Origin of the sequence: Aeribacillus sp. FSL W8-0870, from assembly GCF_037963755.1 — a bacterium.
GTDB lineage: Bacteria > Bacillota > Bacilli > Bacillales > Aeribacillaceae > Aeribacillus > Aeribacillus composti.
Genome location: NZ_CP150165.1, coordinates 1,966,650 through 1,985,195, shown reverse-complemented (window position 1 = coordinate 1,985,195; position 18,546 = coordinate 1,966,650). Strand labels below are relative to the sequence as shown.

Annotated in this window: 17 protein-coding genes and 1 pseudogene; 4 read left to right on the top strand and 14 right to left on the bottom strand. The window is 40.0% G+C overall.

The window, feature by feature from the left end:
- Positions 1 to 350 precede the first annotated feature (350 nt).
- Together NSU02_RS09575 and NSU02_RS09570 are read right to left on the bottom strand one after the other, a co-directional pair.
- A pseudogene (locus NSU02_RS09575) lies at positions 351 to 500 on the bottom strand (alcohol dehydrogenase); the annotation flags it as partial.
- Positions 466 to 708 carry a hypothetical protein gene (locus NSU02_RS09570; RefSeq protein WP_339195561.1) on the bottom strand — a complete coding sequence of 81 codons (243 nt, stop codon included), beginning with the start codon at positions 706 to 708 and terminating at the stop codon, positions 466 to 468. The pseudogene NSU02_RS09575 and the gene NSU02_RS09570, both read right to left, overlap by 35 nt.
- A 350-nt stretch (positions 709 to 1,058) precedes the next feature.
- Here NSU02_RS09570 and NSU02_RS09565 point away from each other — a divergent pair, with 350 nt between their 5' ends.
- Entirely contained in the window at positions 1,059 to 3,152 is a 2,094-nt protein-coding gene (locus NSU02_RS09565) for a DNA topoisomerase III (RefSeq protein WP_339195558.1), read from the top strand.
- A 472-nt stretch (positions 3,153 to 3,624) separates the two neighbouring features.
- Here the strand turns inward: NSU02_RS09565 and cspD are convergent, their stop codons facing one another.
- Both cspD and NSU02_RS09555 read right to left on the bottom strand, forming a co-directional pair.
- Positions 3,625 to 3,825, bottom strand: coding sequence for a cold-shock protein CspD (gene cspD / locus NSU02_RS09560; RefSeq protein WP_063389535.1), 201 nt, complete (start codon positions 3,823 to 3,825; stop codon positions 3,625 to 3,627).
- A gap of 267 nt (positions 3,826 to 4,092) precedes the next feature.
- Positions 4,093 to 4,533 carry a DMT family transporter gene (locus NSU02_RS09555; protein ID WP_063389536.1) on the bottom strand — a complete coding sequence of 147 codons (441 nt, stop codon included), beginning with the start codon at positions 4,531 to 4,533 and terminating at the stop codon, positions 4,093 to 4,095.
- Between the two features lie 496 nt (positions 4,534 to 5,029).
- Between NSU02_RS09555 and NSU02_RS09550 the strand changes: the two genes are divergently transcribed.
- Entirely contained in the window at positions 5,030 to 6,451 is a 1,422-nt protein-coding gene (locus NSU02_RS09550; protein ID WP_339195554.1) for a LysM peptidoglycan-binding domain-containing protein, read from the top strand.
- A 70-nt stretch (positions 6,452 to 6,521) separates the two neighbouring features.
- Here the strand turns inward: NSU02_RS09550 and NSU02_RS09545 are convergent, their stop codons facing one another.
- The 5 genes from NSU02_RS09545 to NSU02_RS09525 all read right to left on the bottom strand — a co-directional run bounded on the left by NSU02_RS09545 (position 6,522) and on the right by NSU02_RS09525 (position 11,599).
- Positions 6,522 to 9,647 carry an MMPL family transporter gene (locus NSU02_RS09545; protein ID WP_339195552.1) on the bottom strand — a complete coding sequence of 1,042 codons (3,126 nt, stop codon included), beginning with the start codon at positions 9,645 to 9,647 and terminating at the stop codon, positions 6,522 to 6,524.
- A complete protein-coding gene (locus NSU02_RS09540) occupies positions 9,644 to 10,096 on the bottom strand; it encodes a MarR family transcriptional regulator (protein ID WP_063389539.1) in 453 nt (150 codons plus the stop codon). The genes NSU02_RS09545 and NSU02_RS09540 overlap by 4 nt, the downstream gene beginning before the upstream one ends.
- A gap of 400 nt (positions 10,097 to 10,496) precedes the next feature.
- The gene (locus tag NSU02_RS09535; protein ID WP_094245728.1) at positions 10,497 to 10,718 is read right to left on the bottom strand and encodes a hypothetical protein; all 222 of its coding nucleotides are present in this window, start codon (positions 10,716 to 10,718) and stop codon (positions 10,497 to 10,499) included.
- Entirely contained in the window at positions 10,702 to 11,238 is a 537-nt protein-coding gene (locus tag NSU02_RS09530; RefSeq protein WP_094245727.1) for an RNA polymerase sigma factor, read from the bottom strand. The genes NSU02_RS09535 and NSU02_RS09530 overlap by 17 nt, the downstream gene beginning before the upstream one ends.
- Positions 11,222 to 11,599 carry a hypothetical protein gene (locus NSU02_RS09525; RefSeq protein WP_063389541.1) on the bottom strand — a complete coding sequence of 126 codons (378 nt, stop codon included), beginning with the start codon at positions 11,597 to 11,599 and terminating at the stop codon, positions 11,222 to 11,224. Before NSU02_RS09525 ends, NSU02_RS09530 begins: the two co-directional genes overlap by 17 nt.
- Before the next feature lie 387 nt (positions 11,600 to 11,986).
- Here NSU02_RS09525 and NSU02_RS09520 point away from each other — a divergent pair, with 387 nt between their 5' ends.
- Positions 11,987 to 12,694 carry a DsbA family oxidoreductase gene (locus NSU02_RS09520; protein ID WP_066246684.1) on the top strand — a complete coding sequence of 236 codons (708 nt, stop codon included), beginning with the start codon at positions 11,987 to 11,989 and terminating at the stop codon, positions 12,692 to 12,694.
- A 562-nt stretch (positions 12,695 to 13,256) separates the two neighbouring features.
- Here the strand turns inward: NSU02_RS09520 and NSU02_RS09515 are convergent.
- Positions 13,257 to 14,579, bottom strand: coding sequence for a hypothetical protein (locus NSU02_RS09515; RefSeq protein WP_339195546.1), 1,323 nt, complete (start codon positions 14,577 to 14,579; stop codon positions 13,257 to 13,259).
- 105 nt (positions 14,580 to 14,684) lie between these two features.
- The gene (locus NSU02_RS09510; RefSeq protein ID WP_339195543.1) at positions 14,685 to 15,287 is read right to left on the bottom strand and encodes a TetR/AcrR family transcriptional regulator; all 603 of its coding nucleotides are present in this window, start codon (positions 15,285 to 15,287) and stop codon (positions 14,685 to 14,687) included.
- Positions 15,288 to 15,371: 84 nt separating this feature from the next.
- On the opposite strand from NSU02_RS09510, the gene NSU02_RS09505 reads away from it, so the two are divergent.
- Complete coding sequence (locus tag NSU02_RS09505) at positions 15,372 to 15,923, top strand: hypothetical protein (RefSeq protein ID WP_339195540.1); 552 nt, start codon at positions 15,372 to 15,374, stop codon at positions 15,921 to 15,923.
- A gap of 118 nt (positions 15,924 to 16,041) precedes the next feature.
- Here NSU02_RS09505 and NSU02_RS09500 read toward each other — a convergent pair whose 3' ends face one another.
- The 3 genes from NSU02_RS09500 to NSU02_RS09490 are packed head-to-tail and all read right to left on the bottom strand — an operon-like array spanning position 16,042 to position 18,440.
- Entirely contained in the window at positions 16,042 to 16,290 is a 249-nt protein-coding gene (locus tag NSU02_RS09500; RefSeq protein ID WP_063389546.1) for a hypothetical protein, read from the bottom strand.
- On the bottom strand, positions 16,283 to 17,695 hold the full coding sequence (locus tag NSU02_RS09495) for a radical SAM protein (RefSeq protein WP_339195537.1): 1,413 nt from the start codon (positions 17,693 to 17,695) through the stop codon (positions 16,283 to 16,285). The genes NSU02_RS09500 and NSU02_RS09495 overlap by 8 nt, the downstream gene beginning before the upstream one ends.
- On the bottom strand, positions 17,685 to 18,440 hold the full coding sequence (locus NSU02_RS09490; RefSeq protein WP_063389548.1) for a prolipoprotein diacylglyceryl transferase family protein: 756 nt from the start codon (positions 18,438 to 18,440) through the stop codon (positions 17,685 to 17,687). The genes NSU02_RS09495 and NSU02_RS09490 overlap by 11 nt, the downstream gene beginning before the upstream one ends.
- Positions 18,441 to 18,546 lie beyond the last annotated feature (106 nt).

Sequence of the window (18,546 nt, the reverse complement as noted above, 5' to 3'; positions counted from 1 at the left end):
GATCACAAACACTCATAACTTAAAATGACGGCAATGCTATAAAAAAAGAAGCAGAAGTTGAAAAAAGCCTTTCCAAAATGAACGAACTCCGTGAAATAGCTTCTCTCCCCCACCGAATCGTTGACTTAGCTTTCGAATAAAATACGCCTAATTTATTTTCAAGTCTTGTAAACATACAGCAGCTGGCACGTTTTTGCTTTCTTAAATTTTACAGTTTATATGAAAAATGAACAGATAGGTTTAAGCATCCATCCAACACACATAACCCCGTTCTAAGTTTAGGACGGGGTTACAATAAAATGGTTTACTTTTTAAGAACAATGCTTCACTTACATCAAGATTTTTAAAGGTTAATCATTGGATAAAATGACTTTCATCGCTTTTTCTTTAGCCGCATTGCGAAATACTTCGTATGCCTGCAAAATCTGGTCCAGCGAAAAACGATGAGTGACTAACTGTTCCGGTTTAATTTTTCCTGACTGCACCGTCTTTAGCAGCAACTGAAAAATTCTTTTTATATATTACTGCCATTAAAAGCGGAACAACGATTGCCAAATCCATTAAAGTGCCTAGGATGACCCATCCCATTTCCTCAGGCAATACCATAATCGACAAAGGCGACCTATATATTAGAAAATTGGAACAAAGCACCAGCACTAATAAGGACAACCATATATACCTTTTTTTATCAAATTGCCAAGCTTCCACAAATCCACCCCTTTTTACCTATATTGTAACAGATTTTAAAATATTTCGTTTTTTATTTTTGTTAATTTTCAAAATTGCCAGCTTTCTCCTTGTCTCTGCTGATTTTAAGAAACGAACATGTTCCTAAATTGAGTGTGATTGATTTCTTGAGGTAATACGAAAGAACTAAATTTGAACATGCATCCTCTATATGAGAACAGTCAATCATCCCATAGTACAACCTTTACAAGAATTCATTGCCTTAAGAGATATAAAACTGAAACATATTATGCTTTTTCATTCAACTAATGCAAGCCTCCCTCCTTTCCGTTATACTTAAAACGTTGTTGATTGAAAGAAAGGAGCATTATATGAAATCTCTCGTTTTAGCTGAAAAGCCGAGCGTTGCACGTGAGATAGCCCGTGTGCTTGGCTGCAAAAAAGAGCATAAATTTCACTTTGAAGGAAGCAAGTATATCGTAACGTGGGCGCTCGGTCATTTAATTGGATTGAAGATGCCGGAACATTACGATCCAAAATATAAAACATGGCGGCTGGAAGATTTGCCAATTATCCCAGAAAAAATGGGGTTAAAAGTAATTAGACAAACGAGCCGGCATTATAAAGGCATAGAACTGTTGGCGAAACGAACGGACATTAAAGATTGCATTATCGCAACAGACGCCGGACGTGAAGGCGAACTCGTTGCAAGATGGATTTTAAAAAAGCTGAACTGGAAAAAGCCGATTTTGCGCCTATGGATTTCATCTCAGACCGATAAAGCCATTCGTGACGGTTTCAAGCATTTAAAACCTGGGAAACAATTTGAAGCATTATATCAGTCTGCTGTTTGCCGTGCTGAGGCAGATTGGCTCATCGGCTTAAATGTGACAAGAGCTTTGACGACGAAATATAATGACCCGCTTTCGGCAGGGCGCGTGCAGACCCCAACCCTTGCCATGATCATGAAAAGGGAAACAGAAATTCAAAAATTTGTACCGAAGCCGTATTGGACGATTCATGCAAAAATCGGTTCCATTCATACCATCTGGGAGCGAAACGGCGAAAAAAGAATTTTTTCCAAAGAAACGGCTGAACATCTATTGGCAAACCTGAATGGTAAAAAAGGTACAGTCATCAAAGTGGAGCGCAAGCAAAAGAAAGAACATCAGCCGCTGCCATACGACCTAACCGAGCTGCAGCGGGATGCCAACAAGCGTTTCGGATTTTCCGCAAAGAAAACGTTAACGATACTGCAAAAGCTTTATGAGCATTATAAGCTTGTCACATACCCGCGGACAGACTCCCGTTATTTAACTGCGGATATGGAATCGACAATGTTTGACAGGCTTCAGGCAATGGCTTCCGGCTATAAAGACGAAATCCGTCCTCTCCTTTCCAACAAAGGAAAAATTTTATTAAAACGGGTGTTCAATAATGAAAAAGTGACCGATCATCATGCCATTATCCCGACGGAGGAACCGCTAAATATGAGCCAGCTTTCCACTGATGAAAGGAAGCTGTATGATTTGATTGCCCGCCGGTTTTTGGCGCTGTTTTATCCTGCTTACGAATATGAAACCGTCCATGCGGTTTTTGATGTGAACGGAGAAACACTCACTGCAAAAGAGACAATTGTATTGAATAATGGATTTAAAGCCGTTTTAGGGAAGCAGCAGGATGAGCCGGAAAACAGAAACATCCCTGCTTTAGTTAAAGGACAATCTTTTGCTGTTCATCAAGTAGAAATAGAAGAAAAATTGGAAGAACCTCCTCTTCGCTATTCAGAGGCGGACATTCTTACGCAGATGGAAAAGTTCGGACTCGGCACTCCTGCAACTAGGGCGGATATTATTGAAAGACTTATCGAAACAGAAGCGGTTGAGCGAAAAAACGGCAGGTTCTACCCAACGAAAAAAGGTAAACAACTGATTGAACTTGTCAATGATGAACTAAAATCACCTGAACTGACAGCGCGCTGGGAAAAAGAGCTTGAAGCGATCGCACGGGGAAAAGGAAATCCTGAATTTTTCCTAAACAACATTCGCAAGCAAACGAAACGGCTCGTTAATGAAATAAAAAATAGCGATAGAAGCTACAAAGCACACAATTTAACCGGCTCCATGTGCCCGGAATGCGGCTCCTTTTTAAAAATACGTTCTACAAAAGAAGGACGTTTATTAGCATGTTCGAACATGGAATGCCGCTATAGCAAACGAAAAGATCCGAAGCTGTCCAACCGGCGCTGTCCACAATGCAAAAAACGAATGGAAATCCATAACGGCAAAGCCGGCGTTTACTTCCAATGCCGCCGCTGCAATGTGGTTGAAAAAGCGGAAGAAAAGAAAACGGCAGTCAATAACCGCAAAGATCGGGCTTTAATTCAAAAATACAGCCCGAAAAGCGATTCTTTTGGCACAAGTTTAGGTGATTTGTTAAAACAGGTGTTGGAAGAACAGCAATAAATAAAAAAGCTTCCGGATGCTGCGTTTACGACAAAAAGTTAGCTTGTTTCTATTTAAAAACGGTGTCACGACGAAGCTGGAATGGTATGCAGTTTGTTTCAAATATTTAAAAGGGATTTGTCAAATAAGTCATTTTTTCGGCTTATAGACAAACCCCTTTAATATTTAGAAACGTTCATATCGATGTTTATGATTATAATGGGCTCCACTTTCTGGACAGCTCCTTATCATTCATTAACTACACGCGAATTAAAACGTTATGTACTATTTGTTCCCCCTGCATTTCTAAAAAACTCAAAACAGTCAACCACATATATTCGAAAATGGTCTCCCCTCTTTCGACCTCCCCAATATATTTAAAAATCAAGAATGTTTATACACATGCTGCTTTATCGAACAGTAATCCTCAAGTCGAGATGTTTATAAATTTCTAAAAAAAGCGGCACCTAAATAAGGCGCCACTTTGAAAGGATTAGTTTTTTTGTACGTTTGCCGCTTGAGGTCCGCGTTGGCCTTCGACAATTTCAAATTTAACAGTTTGCCCTTCTTCTAACGTTTTAAAACCATCGCCTTGAATCGCCGAAAAATGAACAAACACATCGTCTCCACCATCGACTTCAATAAATCCAAACCCTTTTTCACTGTTAAACCATTTTACCTTACCTGTGTTCATGCTTTTTCCTCCAAAAAAAAGATTTTACCATTCATTGTTTGTTTTTCATAAGAAAAAAAGCCGCACACTCATGAGAAATGCAGACCATATAAGATCGCCTGCATTTCAATATGAGGTACGACTTATAATGGATCCATGATAAAACGAACTAAATGGCTAATTCATTATAACCAATCAAACATAAAGAGTCAAGAAAATGTAAGAATGTTCTTGACTCTTTAAGGGTGATACTTTATGTTATACGCTGCTTTCCCCTAAAAACAAATCTCATTCACTGCCGCGGTAAAGAAAGAACAGAGCTGTCAGCATTAGCCCGATCCCAATCAGGCGGTTTATGTCTATTCGATTTTTCGGCATTCCAAATAATCCAAAATGATCAATGATGACGCTGATGGCCATTTGACCGATGATTCCTGCAAGGAGCGTTACGGCCACCCCAACCTTCGGAACAGAAATAATGGTAAACGTGACGAACATCGCGCCTAAAAATCCCCCAAGCAAATTCCATTTTGGAACTTGAAACAAATCGGTAATGTGGCCCTTTCCAAAAAATAAAACAAGGAACGCTAAAACCATTGTTCCAACAAAAAAAGAGACAAATGCTCCTTCAACAGCACCGATTTTTTTACCTAGACTTCCGTTAATCGGCGACTGTATTCCTATCATCATCCCACCCAGTATCGCTAAAAAAATGTAAATCCATTTCATCCTGAACCCTCCCCAGAAATATAATTTCTCTTCTACCCGCTTGAACTCCTTTACGTAAAAACGTTCTTAAGTAAAAAAGTTGATTTTCTAAAATTTTCATTTTGTAAAAAAAGAAGAGACTTAAAAAAACGGCGCTTTCGTAAAAGCTCTTAAAATGATGAAAGACAACAGAATTTTTCAATAAATTTCTGTTGTCTGAAAGTGCAAACCTGCCGTTCAGATGAGAATCAAACCCGTTAAATAATTTTCTAGCACCCACACAGAAAATGACGCTGTAAAGGAGGAGATGAAGACCGATCTATTTGTTTGATGAAGAGCACAACGTTTACAAGTATATTCGGCCTGATGATTAGTTCAATTATCCATTAACGACAATTTACTACACTTGTTATATGTAAAGACCTTAAAAAATTATATTCAGTAAACTATTTTCTCTCATGTCATTTTCTAGATCAACCATTTTCAACATATATATAAACAAAAAAAGGAGGCACTTATGATCATTCATATTATACAAAGAGGAGAGACTTTATGGAACATAGCTGAACGCTACGGTATCAGTCTTTCTGAAATTATTGCTGCAAACAGTCTGCCCGATCCTAATCGATTACTGATTGGCCAATCACTTGTGATTCCCATTGCTTTTCGTCAACATATCGTCCGAGCAGGGGAAACATTATGGCAAATTGCCCAAAAATATGGAGTTGCCGTCGGGTCTATTGTTCAGGCTAACCATATTAGTGATCCTTCAAAAATTAATCCGGGAATAATTTTAAACATTCCGCCTCGCATCCATACTGTGAAGCCTGGAGAGAATTTATCGCAAATTTCTCAAATTTACCGTATATCCGTACAGGAAATTGCCAAAGCCAATCGAATTCAAAATCCCGACCTTCTTTATCCGGGGACAAGATTAACGATTCCTTTTGTAAAACCAGTCATTGACGTAAATGCATATACGATCCATGCAGGCGAAGAAGGAGGAAAAGAAGTTCGAGAAGCTGGCAGCTTTTTAACATACGTTTCTCCATTTGCCTACATCATCCGGGAAGACGGCGGACTCGATGCAATAAACGACACAGCGATTCTTCAAGCTGCTTTAACAGAACAAGTGATACCAATGATGAGCATAACAAATTTTACGTTCAGGGACCCCGGGTCACGGCTGGCTCATGCCATCCTTTCAAATACGGAACTGCAAGATCGATTATTGACCACCATTATAAACACTATGAAAGAAAAAGGTTATCGTGGATTAAATATTGATTTTGAAAATGTATTTCCTGACGATCGTGAGTTATATAATCAATTTTTACAGCGCGCCGTTGACCGATTGCACAAAGAAGGATATTTTGTTTCGACCGCGCTCGCCCCTAAAACGAGCCCAGAACAAAAAGGAATATTATATGAGGCACACGACTATGCCGCACACGGCAGGATTGCAGATTTCGTTATTTTAATGACATACGAATGGGGTTATAGGCTTGGACCTCCTCAGGCGATCTCTCCGCTTAATCAAATCAAACAAGTGCTAGATTATGCTGTAACCGTCATTCCAAGAAATAAAATCTTTATGGGCTTCCAAGTATATGCTCGTGACTGGCTCCTTCCCCATGTTCAAGGTCAGGAAGCAGAAACATTCGATATGCAAGAAGCGATTCGTCGAGCAGTTCAACATGGTGCTGTGATACAGTATGATCGAACATCTCAATCTCCGTTTTATCGGTATGTGGATGAACAAGGCCGTACGCATGAGGTCTGGTTTGAAGACGCGCGCAGCACCCGGGCAAAATTTGATGCGGTAAAGGATTACGGTTTACGGGGATTTAGTTATTGGGTACTTGGCTATCCGTTCCCGCAAAATTGGGTATTACTTGAAGACAATTTTCAAGTGCGGAAATTCCGTTCAATTCATTGATAGCAGAAGTCTCTCATAGCACAAATGAAAATAAGGGAACCTACGCACAAAGCGTATGTTCCCTTCTCGCTTATTCCTCTTTCATAAACGGCCACCAGTTCGCTTTACCAAACATTTTGACCATCACCGGTACAAATAGCGGCAGTACAACAAGAGCATATAAAAATAATCCTGTTAAAACAATTGTGGCAATTTCGAGCAGCGACAGCACACCGGACGGAAGCATCGCCGCAAATGTTCCGCCTAAAATGACCGCGGCGGAAATAATGACCGTTCCCATATGACTCATAGCTGAAAGCATCGCTTCTGTGACAGGCAAATCTCTGTATTCGTTGAAGCGGTTCATAAGGAAGATGCTGTAATCTATGCCAAGCGCAATTAAAATGACAAATGAGAAAAATGGAACTGCCCAGTTCAAACCGTCGTATCCAAGAAGGCGAACGAAAATGACTTCTGACACCGCCATTGATGTGTAATACGTTAGAATAAGCGATAAAATTAAATAAATCGGCATGACAAACGAGCGCAGCAATGCAATTAATATAAGAGCAATCCCTATCAGCATCAATACAACTGTGCGGGAATAGTCGTTTGCTGAAATCTCGTTCAAGTCGGAGTAAATGCTAGTAACTCCGTCATAGGCAAATTTCGCATTTTCAAGCTTCGTGTCTTTTACGGCAAACTCCACCGCTTGTTTGACCTCAGTAAGCTGATCCATCGCTGAAGTTGAATATGGATTTTTCTCGAAAACAACATCAATGGTTGTCACTTTGCCGTCATTCGATAAGTAAGCTTCTTTCGCATCCGCAAATTCTTTGCTTTCAAGCACTTCCTTCGGCATGTACCAGCCTGCCATTTCCTGATTTGAAGAAGAAAGACCAGATAAGTAATTTTCGGCAGAACCGAGACCATCGGCTACTTGATTTAGACCATCCACGCTTTTGTCAAGGCCTGAAATCAGCTGATTCATTTGTCCATCCAGCTGAGAAAAACCTTGCAGCAATTCCTCCTGTCCATTGTTGACTTGGCTTAAGCCGTTAGACAGCTCCGGCAATTTTGAAATGATGGTTTGCTGTCCAACCGCTGCCTTATCCAACCCTTTTTGCAGCTGATCAAGCCCGTTGATGAGCTCTCCCATTCCATTAACAAGCGCTTTTTGACCTGAAAGTAATTCAGAATATGAACGGTTCGCCTGCTCTATTCCATTTGTCACTCGCTGAAGCGCTCCGTTAATTTGCTGAAATCCGCTTCTCATTTGTTTTGCTTGTTCACTAAGCTGGGAAGCTGCCATTTTTACCTGTTGATACTCAGCATCCTGCTGAAGCTGCTGATGTCGTTGTTCGATGCGGTTTAAAGATTCACTCATGCCGGATAAATGTGTTGACAATTGACCGAGATGTGATTCCATCTGTTGATATTGTTTCAGCAATGAATGTAGACTGCTTCCGGCTGTTTCATATCCTTTCAAAAGCTGTTCTGCGCCGGATTGCAGCTTTTTCGCATTGTTTTGAACGGTCTCAAGCCCTTTCTTTATGTCACCGGCACCCATCGATCCGCTCTCGATCCCCTGTTTAACTTGCGAAAGCCCTTTTTCAAGATCACCGACGCCGGCTTTTAATTCATTTGTTCCGGAAACGAGTGCTTCAATACCGTCTGTTGCTTGTTTTAATTTCGGAGATGATGCAGAAAGCTCTTTGCTCGCTTCATTCAAACCGGAACTGATTTGTTCAAGCCCTTCATTTCCCTGACCAATTCCGTCTTTCAGCGTTTTCGCCTGTTCTGTCACAAATAATTGGTCGATCTGTTCGCCTGTCGGTCTCGTTACTGAGCGGACCGTCTCGACACCTTCAACTTTTTCGATGCTTCTGCTTATTTTTTCAATTAAAGCAAAATATTCCGTCCTATTCATGTTATCATCATTTTTGATCACAATTTTTGTCGGCATCGCTTCGCCTGGGTTGAAGCTTTTCGAAATAATATTAAAAGCCTTGACAGAGTCGTAATCATCCCCGATTTCTTGAAGGGAATTAAACGACAGCTTGCCGTCATAGGAAAGCAGCACTGGGAGGGTAATGATTCCTACGATGATTAAAGAAACAAGCGGTCTGGTGAACGAAAAACGTCCTGCAAAGTCCCATAGCTTGCTCTGTTTATGTTCCAGATTTCCTTTAACTGGCCAAAACAACACCGGGCCAAGCACAGCCATGAAAAACGGAACAAGCGTCATAAGTGCTACCAGCAGGATGGCGACTCCGACAGCGACTGCCGCAGCCGATTGATAAAGCTTAAATGATGACAATCCGATCGCCGCAAAGCCGATCATAACGGCTAAACCGCTGAAAAACACTGTTTTTCCTGCCGTGCGATAGGTTGTTACAATCGCTTCAGTTCGGCTTTCTTGTTTGCCAAGCTCCTCTTTAAAGCGGCTTAACAGTAAAATGCAATAGTCTGTACCGATCCCGAACAAAATGGCGACCAAAAATATTTGCGTAAAAGTGGACAATGGAAAATTCACCATTTCAACTAAAAAGGCGACAATTGACTGTGATGCCAAATATGTCATGCCGACTGTCAAGAGCGGCACAAATGGCGCTATAAGCGAGCGGAAAACGATCAGCAAGACAATCAAAATAAACACGACTGTTATGCCCTCTGTTTTTTTCACTCCTTCCTGCGAGCTGACAATAACGTCTTCATCGATGATCCAGCTGCCGGTATAATAATGCTCTAATGAAATATTATCGATCACTTTATAAAGAGCGGATGTCATTTCTTTTGCCGTTCTTCCGTCTCTTTCCATTTGTATTGACGTCAAGATGGTGGTTTTATCTTTTGAAACAAGCTGATCCTTTAACTCCTCTTGATGAAAAGGCGAAACAATTTCTGTAATCCGTAAATTCTCGCTGTGTTGTTCAAGCTGTTTTACAGCTTGTTCCGCTTCTTTCCAATCTTCCTTTGTCAGCCCGTCCTCATTATGCAGCACAAGGGCGACTGATATTAGATCTCCTGAATGCTCTTTGCTCTGAATTTCTTTTAAAATGTCATTCGCGATCGAAGAGGAATAACCTTCTGGAACCGTAATTTGCCCTTTTTCGCGCACAAGCTCCTCCATGTTTGGCGATGTAAAGAGCAAACCAATAACAGCGACAAGCCATAAAATGAGTACAAACCATTTTCCTTTCAGGATTGCCCTCATGACTCAACCTCCAGTTCAAGCAATACGTTTGCCAATTTTTCATAGGTTTGAATAAATGATTCGATCTCGTCCTCCGAAAATTTTGTTATGAACGATCCTACAACTTTATGAACTCTCTCTTCTGTACTTGCAAACAAATTGCTCCCTTTTTCAGTCAAAGCCAAATAAATGACCCTCCTGTCTTTTTCATCGCGAATTCGCTGAACAAATCCTTTCTCAACAAGCCGATTAATCATCGCTGTGATCGCGCTTTTGTTCACTCGAAAAACATTAGCTAGTTCTGTTGAAGTGCACCTTTCCTTTTGATGGATATAGCGCAAAAGATAGTGTTGTTCGTTTGTGATATCTGGATCAATTTCACATTTCACAAGTTCCTCCGCTCTTTTCGTCACAATGAACGAAACCTTAATATACCGTTCGATCAATTCATCTATTTTTTTTCGATCCATTGTCTGCCCCCTATTTTAAATAGTTCAACTATTTAACTATTAAATCATTTAACTATCAACCTGTCAATCAATTTGTATGAAAATTGGCAAACTTCCTCTTCTTCAAACGCGTGAAAGGTGCATTCCAATAAATGAAGGCTTCTCTAACGTGCTGAACGCTAGTTTCCATTCTCTAAAATATGTTCTTCGCATAGAAAAATGTTGTGTGAGCTAAGCTTTTATACTGTAAAAGATCCGCATCACTTAAGAGCAGATTCGACGAGTTAGCAGGCAGGACTGTCCGTTGCACTCTCAATGCTTTCGTTATAGAACTGAGAAGCTCCTGTTTCAAGTGTCAGTTAAACGGCGAGCAATTCATGGAAAAAGGGATCAACCTGCAAAGATGATCCCATCCATCGGTTCACAAAATCATCCAAACCGAAACAGCTAGCGAAACAACAATTGGAATAACCTGAATACATACCATCCCTTTAAAGGTGATTCGTTCTTCAGGAATCGGAAATGAAGCCTTTTCACACAGCCAATTAGCAAGCTTCTCCATTTTTGACTTTTTCATTGGAAAATCCGGTACTTCCACTGTATATTTTTTTAATAATTTATCAATTTCACGATCCTTTTCCATCAGATTCGATCCCCCATTCTTTCCTCATTTTTTGAACCGCTTGATGCAGCCTTGATTTCACCGTGCCCAAAGGTATGTTTAAGATGCGCGCAATATCCTTTTGTGACAGATCATGATAATAAAACAATACGATAACGGCCCGCTGTTCGTTTGAAAGCGATTGAAGCATCCGCTCGACCTCCATTTTTTCATCGGAACGGGATATGTTGACAGGCTCTTTATATAAAAACGGAAGAAGACGGTGCCACCTTGCTCTCATATTTATTTTGCTGATCATCGTATGATAAGCAATTTGAAAAAGATATGTCTTCAGCCTCCCTTTTTCAGGGGAAAAGTAATGCTTTTTTTGCTGCAGCTTCAAAAATGCATCTTGAACGACATCCATGCTAAGCTGGTCGTCCCGTGTACAACGGTAAATAAAGCGGAAAAGCGGTGCTCGATATCGTTCATAAAGCTCGTTCAAAGCTTCCGTATCACCGTTTTGAAATTTTTCCATGAGCTTTTCATCTGTTAAATTCATCTGACCACCGCTCTTTAATTCCTTTGAACACATACAGGATTCTTCCGATGAACCAAAGAAACGTCATTAAAGTAAACATAAACGATTGATGAAGGAAAAATTGAATGACAGGACTGTTAATGTTATCTCCCCTTATTAGAAAGATAAAGAGTCCTGTGAGGCAGCAAAATGAATAAATTGCGGATATAACCGTAATCGTATCCCAACGGGTCCAATAGAAATAAAGATCGGTTTTTTTAAAATCAATGTTTCCCCATCGATCCCGAACGACCTTTTTATTTAAAGAAGCGATCGAAACACCGAAAATCGTTCCGATGATTCCGCCTACAATTGAACTGATTACCCAGCCGGTTACAGGCATAATTGTCATCTCCTTTCCCATCATTCATTTGTTTATACAAATCGTGAAAGGAAAAAGTTCATTTTTTTCCGTAATTTTTTAATAAAAAGGCTTCAGGTTGATTTCATCTGTAATATTAACAAAATCGCTGTTAGTTCTAATGTTTCGCTGGCCGTTTTACATGAAACGCTCCGATTCCATTCCGTTGATCAACATTTTACATCTTCTTGCAGATAAATCTCACGCTTTTTTCGCAAACGTCATAGGTCCGAAACAGATTCAATCATTTTAATGTTTTATGAAAAATGAAGTTTTCCTGTTTCTTTCTGTCAAGTCGAAAAAGTTGAAGTTGTTTCTTTTCATTCGATACAATGGATGTGCGATTGATTCATAAAAGAAGGTGAAAACATGAAAATTGAAATATGGTCTGATTATGTTTGCCCATTTTGCTATATCGGAAAGCGGCGTATGGAAAAAGCGCTCGAGCTGTTTCAGCACAAGGAGCAAGCGGAAATCGTGTTCCGCAGCTTTGAGCTTGATCCAACTGCCAAAAAGGAATACGATCTTTCCATCCATGAAATCATTGCTCAAAAATACGGCATTTCCGTTGAGGAAGCGAAGCGGGCAAATAACGATGTTGCCAAACAGGCAGAGTCCGTCGGATTGACATTTCGCTTCGAGGAAATGAAGCCAACAAATACGTTCGATGCCCATCGATTAGCGAAATATGCAGATAAAAAAGGGAAAGGAAGAGAAATGCACGAACGGCTCTTTTATGCTTATTTCACTGAATCGAAATTAATCAGTGACCATCAAGTTTTAGTTGAACTCGCAGAAGAAATCGGCTTGGATGGCGACGAAGTCAAGCAAATGCTTTCAAGCAGTCAATTGGAAGAGGAAGTTAGAAAGGATGAACAGGAAGCCTCACGTCTCGGTGTCAGAGGTGTGCCGTTTTTCGTCATCAACCGCAAATATGCCATTTCTGGAGCACAGCCAACAGAAGTATTTTTGAAAAGCTTTCAAAAAATATGGGATGAAGAAAACTCTTCTTCGCCGCTCAAACCACTGGCAGCTGATGGCGGAGGACTATGCAACGATCAGAGCTGTGAAATGTAATTCGTTTTGACCGCAAATGGGCAGGAGGAACAACGGTCATCAAAAACGACGTGTCCTCCTTTTGCATTTCTTTCAGTTCATGACGATCTGTCAATGGCTCACATCGCAAAGTTTGTTTAATTTATTTACTTAAATTCGTTTGTTAACACATATAAAAGAACCGAATCGTCAGGTTATCAATGTTTACATCCTTTGTTACATTGACTAACCTTCCCAAGTTTTCTTTAGAGGAACAATTCTTACTTTACTCCTCAAACTATGAAATTTAGGCGGTGCGGCCGCTCATTATGTCTTCATAACGGTGATGAATCGTTTAACTATTTTCTTGTTGATCTGCTATTCCTTTTTTCTTGAATGATGCAAAGACCTTTCCATTTTATTACACTTGCACCCGAAATAAAAAAATCCACGTCAAAGTCCCAGAGGTAAAATACTGGGATTTTGACGTGGATCTCCATTTTCCCTTCAAATTTATGAATTTTTCATCCATCGCAACATTGTAAATGATTTCAAAGAACGGACTTTTTTCCATTTAATGTTTGATTATCCATTTCTTCATAAATTAAATTCTCGCTTCAAAAATGACCGCCTCTTGATCAAATTTCATATCCAATAGACCCTCTGTTTTATTTATAAAAGAGTTCCAATTGTTGATAAGATTATTGTAAGTAAATGGATAATACGCATGATGCGCCGACCAATCATTTTGAAAAAACATGTCCCAGTCGTTTTTTGAGGAATGATAACGGACAAGATCATTCCAATTCGCATCATTTGTTTTTTGTTCATATGAAACGTAAGCAGACGGTATAATATGCAAAAAGACATGATCTATATTTTTTTCTTTTGCGTGCCTTCTCATACTTGAAATAATGTCATCGATGATTTTCGAATCAAGTATGGAATAAGCCCTTTTGCTCCGTCCATATGCTTCTTCCCTCTTTTCCTCCTGGAAGCGGTTGTATGATTCAATCGTTTTTTGGATATATGAATGGTATACATGCTCAAGGTTGCCACGCATTTTTTCAGACAATGGTGTATGAAGCAATGCTTCCAGCTTCATCCCTAATAATCCGAGTTCAATCCCGATTTGTTCTTCGCTTTTTGCAGCCGTATAGCCATGTTCTGTTCGGACCGCTTCTTGATAAAAGGACCCAGCCGCTTCAAAATCATATATTGTATAATGATCGCCGGTTTCTAAAGCGCTTTCCTTCTGTAAAAATTGTTGGCGGAGCGCCTCCAACTTAAAAGTATGGTTTCCCCTTAACAGCTGTTCACCATCCGTTCTGTCGATTGGGGCATAATCCTCATGCTTGCGTAAAAAAGATGTATATTGTTCGATGCGCTGTTCATAAGCTTTTAAAATATCGTTATACATCTCCTCTTTCACGTCTGGGAGACCATGCTTCACAAAAAAGCCGCCAACTGATTTTGAAAAAGAATCAGCTAACTGTTGGATGCTTTGTTGAAAAAAATGATCGAGTTTGTCGAGCCGCTCTTTTCGTTGTTCACCAAAAAAATTTTCTTCAATCCAGTTTTTTAAATAAACATATTCTGAAGCTAGATCATCAATTTTTTCACCGAGGCGGTCAAAACGCCCAAATCCTGCCCGCCCCCTTGCTTTCGCGTAGAACTTAGTTGATTTCCAAGGAACGATTAGAGCGTTTGACTTTCCCCTTTTTAACGTGATTGTTTTCAGAACAGATCCGTGTGCCAGCGCTTCCTTCTTCAAATCTTTTATGTTGTCCTTTTCTGATTGGGCCCCAAGATTGGATTCATATATTTTTTCAACAATAGACTGTTTTTTCTCATGTTCTTTCAATGATTGCTGCAGAGCAACAATAGGTGCAAAACTGAATTGATCTGTGTAATAAAGCTGAACCATTTTCCCACCTCCTTTTATATCAGAAGCTAGAAAGGATTCCTAAACTTTCATTTTTTTGCGGATGTGAATTTGTTTGATTTATATTCTTAGTTTCGACGGAAACCATTATAAAACCTCTTGTTTGCACAAAGATTTTAAGTGACTGTCCAAAATGGATTCGATCATCTCATTAGATAAATATTCCGGATGCATTAATCCATGAATGGCCAAGCCATCGATCAGCGCATACAGACGGTCCACCTCCAGCTCTACATTGATATTCGGCCGCGCAAGATCAAGTTTGACTAAAGTCTTGATGACCTGTTCAAATCCATAACGCATTTTAAGATATACTTCTTTGCTTAAAGACTGAAGTTCCGGCTCCGAAAGAGCTTTCTGGGTAAAAGCAAACCATACCTCCATTTCTTTCTTTGTATCATCTTCAAGCGGCAAAACCTCCCGGATCATCCTTTTCATTGCATCAAGCGGCGGCATAGAAAAATCAATTTCGTTAATTCGTTGACTCACCCTTTCCGACACCAATTTCATTGCAAATGACAGCAGTTCTGCTTGAGTTGAAAAATAATGTCTTAATGAACCGACGGAAACTCCTGCTTCTCTCGCAATATTGCGAACGGTTGCTTTTTCCATCCCGCCTTTTGCAATGACATTCCATGTCGCTTCCGCAATTTTTTCTCTTTGTTTTACGTGATCCACTTTTTTCGGCATATTTTTATTATATCATGGTTGTTTTTTTAATACACTTGTGTTAAATTTTTATTTAATACGTGTGTTTTAAAAAGGAGTGGAATCATGATCGGTTGGCTCATTGCCATATGCGAAGTTTTGTTTTGGATATTTGTCGGCGCCGGATTATTCGCCAGATATATTCTAGGCTGGAAAAAAATCGGGTCGCTGCTTCTATTGTGTACGCCTCTTATCGATCTTGTTTTAATCATCGCAACGGTTATCGATTTGAAAGACGGCGCAACAGCTCATTTTGTACACGGATTGTCTGCTGTATATATTGGGGTTTCGGTTGCATTTGGCAAACGGATGATTCAATGGGCGGATGAACAGTTTGCTTACCGATTTGCTGGAGGAAAGCGGCCAAATAAACGGCCTCAATTCGGAAAACAGCATGCTGCTTACGAACGGCAAGGCTGGTACCGCCACCTTCTAGCATGGATTATTGGGAATGCACTTCTCCTGTTCATGGTTCTTTTCGTCAACGATTTCCAGAAAACAGAAGCACTTTTATCATTTTCGGCAAAATGGACGTTCATCCTGTTTATCGATTTTTTATGGAGCTTCAGCTATACAATATGGCCGAAAAAAGAGGCGAAAGGGCATTATGAAAGTTAATCCTAGAATTTGACCATTTTCCCCTAGATTAGCGCTACAGAGCTTGTAGAGAAGGACAATATTTTTCTCTACAAGTTTTATTTACAGCTTTTTATACCATGTTTGTAAACTCTTTACGTTAGTACCATCCCATCATAAACACTCCGAAACATGCTGTATTCACTAAAAACGTAATCCCAGCTGCGATCAGTATTCCTTGAGCAATCGCTGTTTTTCTTTTCATTAAGGCGATCACGACTGCTGGAATGATATAAATCACCTGAACAAAACCGATAAAAAAGATCGTAATCGGAAAAATCAACAATAGCCCATGTAAAAGAAGCACAATACCGATGCCTTTCCAAATGTCTTTTGTATGCTCATTCATGCACAGTCATCGCCATTTCTGTTTGAATTTCTTTCAGCCGGTTTTCAAGGCTGTCCCTGTAAAACAAGTTATACGTGTCAAACGGAATGATGCGGCCGTCGTGATGTACAATATGAACACAGGATTTTTTAACTGAACGAACATCAAAGTTGTAAGCATCTAAAAATTGCATAATAATTACACGAAACACATTGTTATAGCTAATATTTTCCGGTATCGCTACTTTCGGCAGACAGCATAATAAATCTTTTAGTGACATCGCGGAAGAGCCGGGAGAATGATTTAAACTGAATAGCTCAAAAACTTTATGTTTCAATTGTTCATCTTGTTCAAATACGATCGTATTTTGATCTCCTTCAAGGAGAATATGTGGATCGATCATACCCGTCAGAGGCTTCACTTCCCCGTTTAACTTCAGCGCATACCCCATAGCCAAACAGTCAGGATGGCAAGGGACAGGAATAATATCGTCTGCTTGAAAAACCTCCGATTGCTCGATAATCATGCTGCGAACTTCGCTCAACGTTAATCGGTCAGTTGCAGGGTTAAAATTTTTTGTTCTTCCGGCAATTTGCACCGGCTGAAAGGTGACTCCCCTGACTGCCTGCTGCGAAAGACCGTATTTAATGATTTTTCCGACCTCCTGATCGTTTACACCCTTTTTTAACGTGACAACTAATGTTGTGGAAATGTTGTATTCATTTAAATGTTCTATTGCCTTCTCTCGGACTGCTCGCAAATCCACTCCGCGCAGATCGATTAACGCCTCTTTTTCAAAACTGTCAAACTGCAAATAAATTTCAAATCCGGGCATGTAGCGAGCCAGCTTTTCAGCAAATTTTTTGTCCTGGGCAATTTTAATTCCGTTTGTATTCACCATTATATGCTTAATTGGCTTCGATTTCGCCATTTCTAATATCTCGAAAAACTGTGGATGGATCGTTGGTTCGCCGCCGCTGATTTGAACGATATCTGGTTCCCGCTCATTTTTCACAATCGCATCAAACATCTTCTCAATTTCCTCTAGTGGGCGCCATTTCTGTTTTTTCGGGGAAGACTCCGCATAACAGATCGGGCATTGCAAATTGCACTGATCCGTAACTTCCACCAATGCCAAGCAGCTGTGCTGCTCGTGATCCGGACATAAGCCGCAATCATACGGGCACCCGTATTGAATGGAGGTATTCCAGCGATACGGCATTTCTGCACGCTTCAAAAATTCACGGCATTTTTTGTAATATTCGATATCGGTTGAGATCAATACTTTTTCTCTTCCATGATGACGGCAATGTTTTACTAAAAAAACTTGATCATTCTCAAATATGACTTTTGCTTCCGTTTTCCGCAAACATTTCGAACAAATGCTGTTCGTTAATTCATAGAAAATGTATGGTCTATTTGGCATACTGAAATTTCTCCCTTCTCTTTTTCCTTATAAGGAACAAATAGTACATCAATCCGACGAAAGCTGCTAACTGAATGTTGTTTAACCCAAAATACGGGTGAGGTGTCGGCTTGATAAAATCAATAAAAAAGCGAAACAGCAAATAGGAAACCATAAAAAACTGGAACAGAAACCCTTCCCACGGAGATGTTTTCTTTTTTCTTATGTATAGAACGAAAAAACCGATCAGCCATAAATAGACAATTTCATATATTTGAGTTGGATGTCTCGGTACGCCGTCTCCAAAATCAACACCCGTCACCCAAGTCGTTGGGGTGCCGTGCGTATGGTCTGAGAGGCCGGTGAAAAAACAGCCTATCCTGCCAATGCTCATGCCAATAATAAGCGGTAAGACAAAATCATCGCCTGTCGAGCGCTTCCAGCCGATTAGCTTTTTTGCGGTTTCAACTCCGATCAATCCTCCCAGCAATCCACCGACGATCGTTTTCCCGGCCATTAAATAGTTGAGATTCGTCACATTTTTCAGCGTTTCAACAGGATTTTCAAGCCAATACAGGAGCTTTGATCCTAACGCAGCCCCGGCTATCGCACCGATCACGACCCACATCGCCTTATCAAGCGGAATTCTTTCTTTATTTCTCGTATGCAAGTAAACTCTGAAACCGACAAAATAAGCCAAAGTCTCAAAAAATAAATGCGGATGAATCGAAACAGGACCCAAATGTATATAAACAGGAAAATCCATTTTACACCTCTTTTTGCAAAACCTTACTTTCATCATATCAAAAAATATGAATTTATTGTTTTAATATTTTAAACATTGAGCATTTTGCAAAATTAGATTTTTTGGA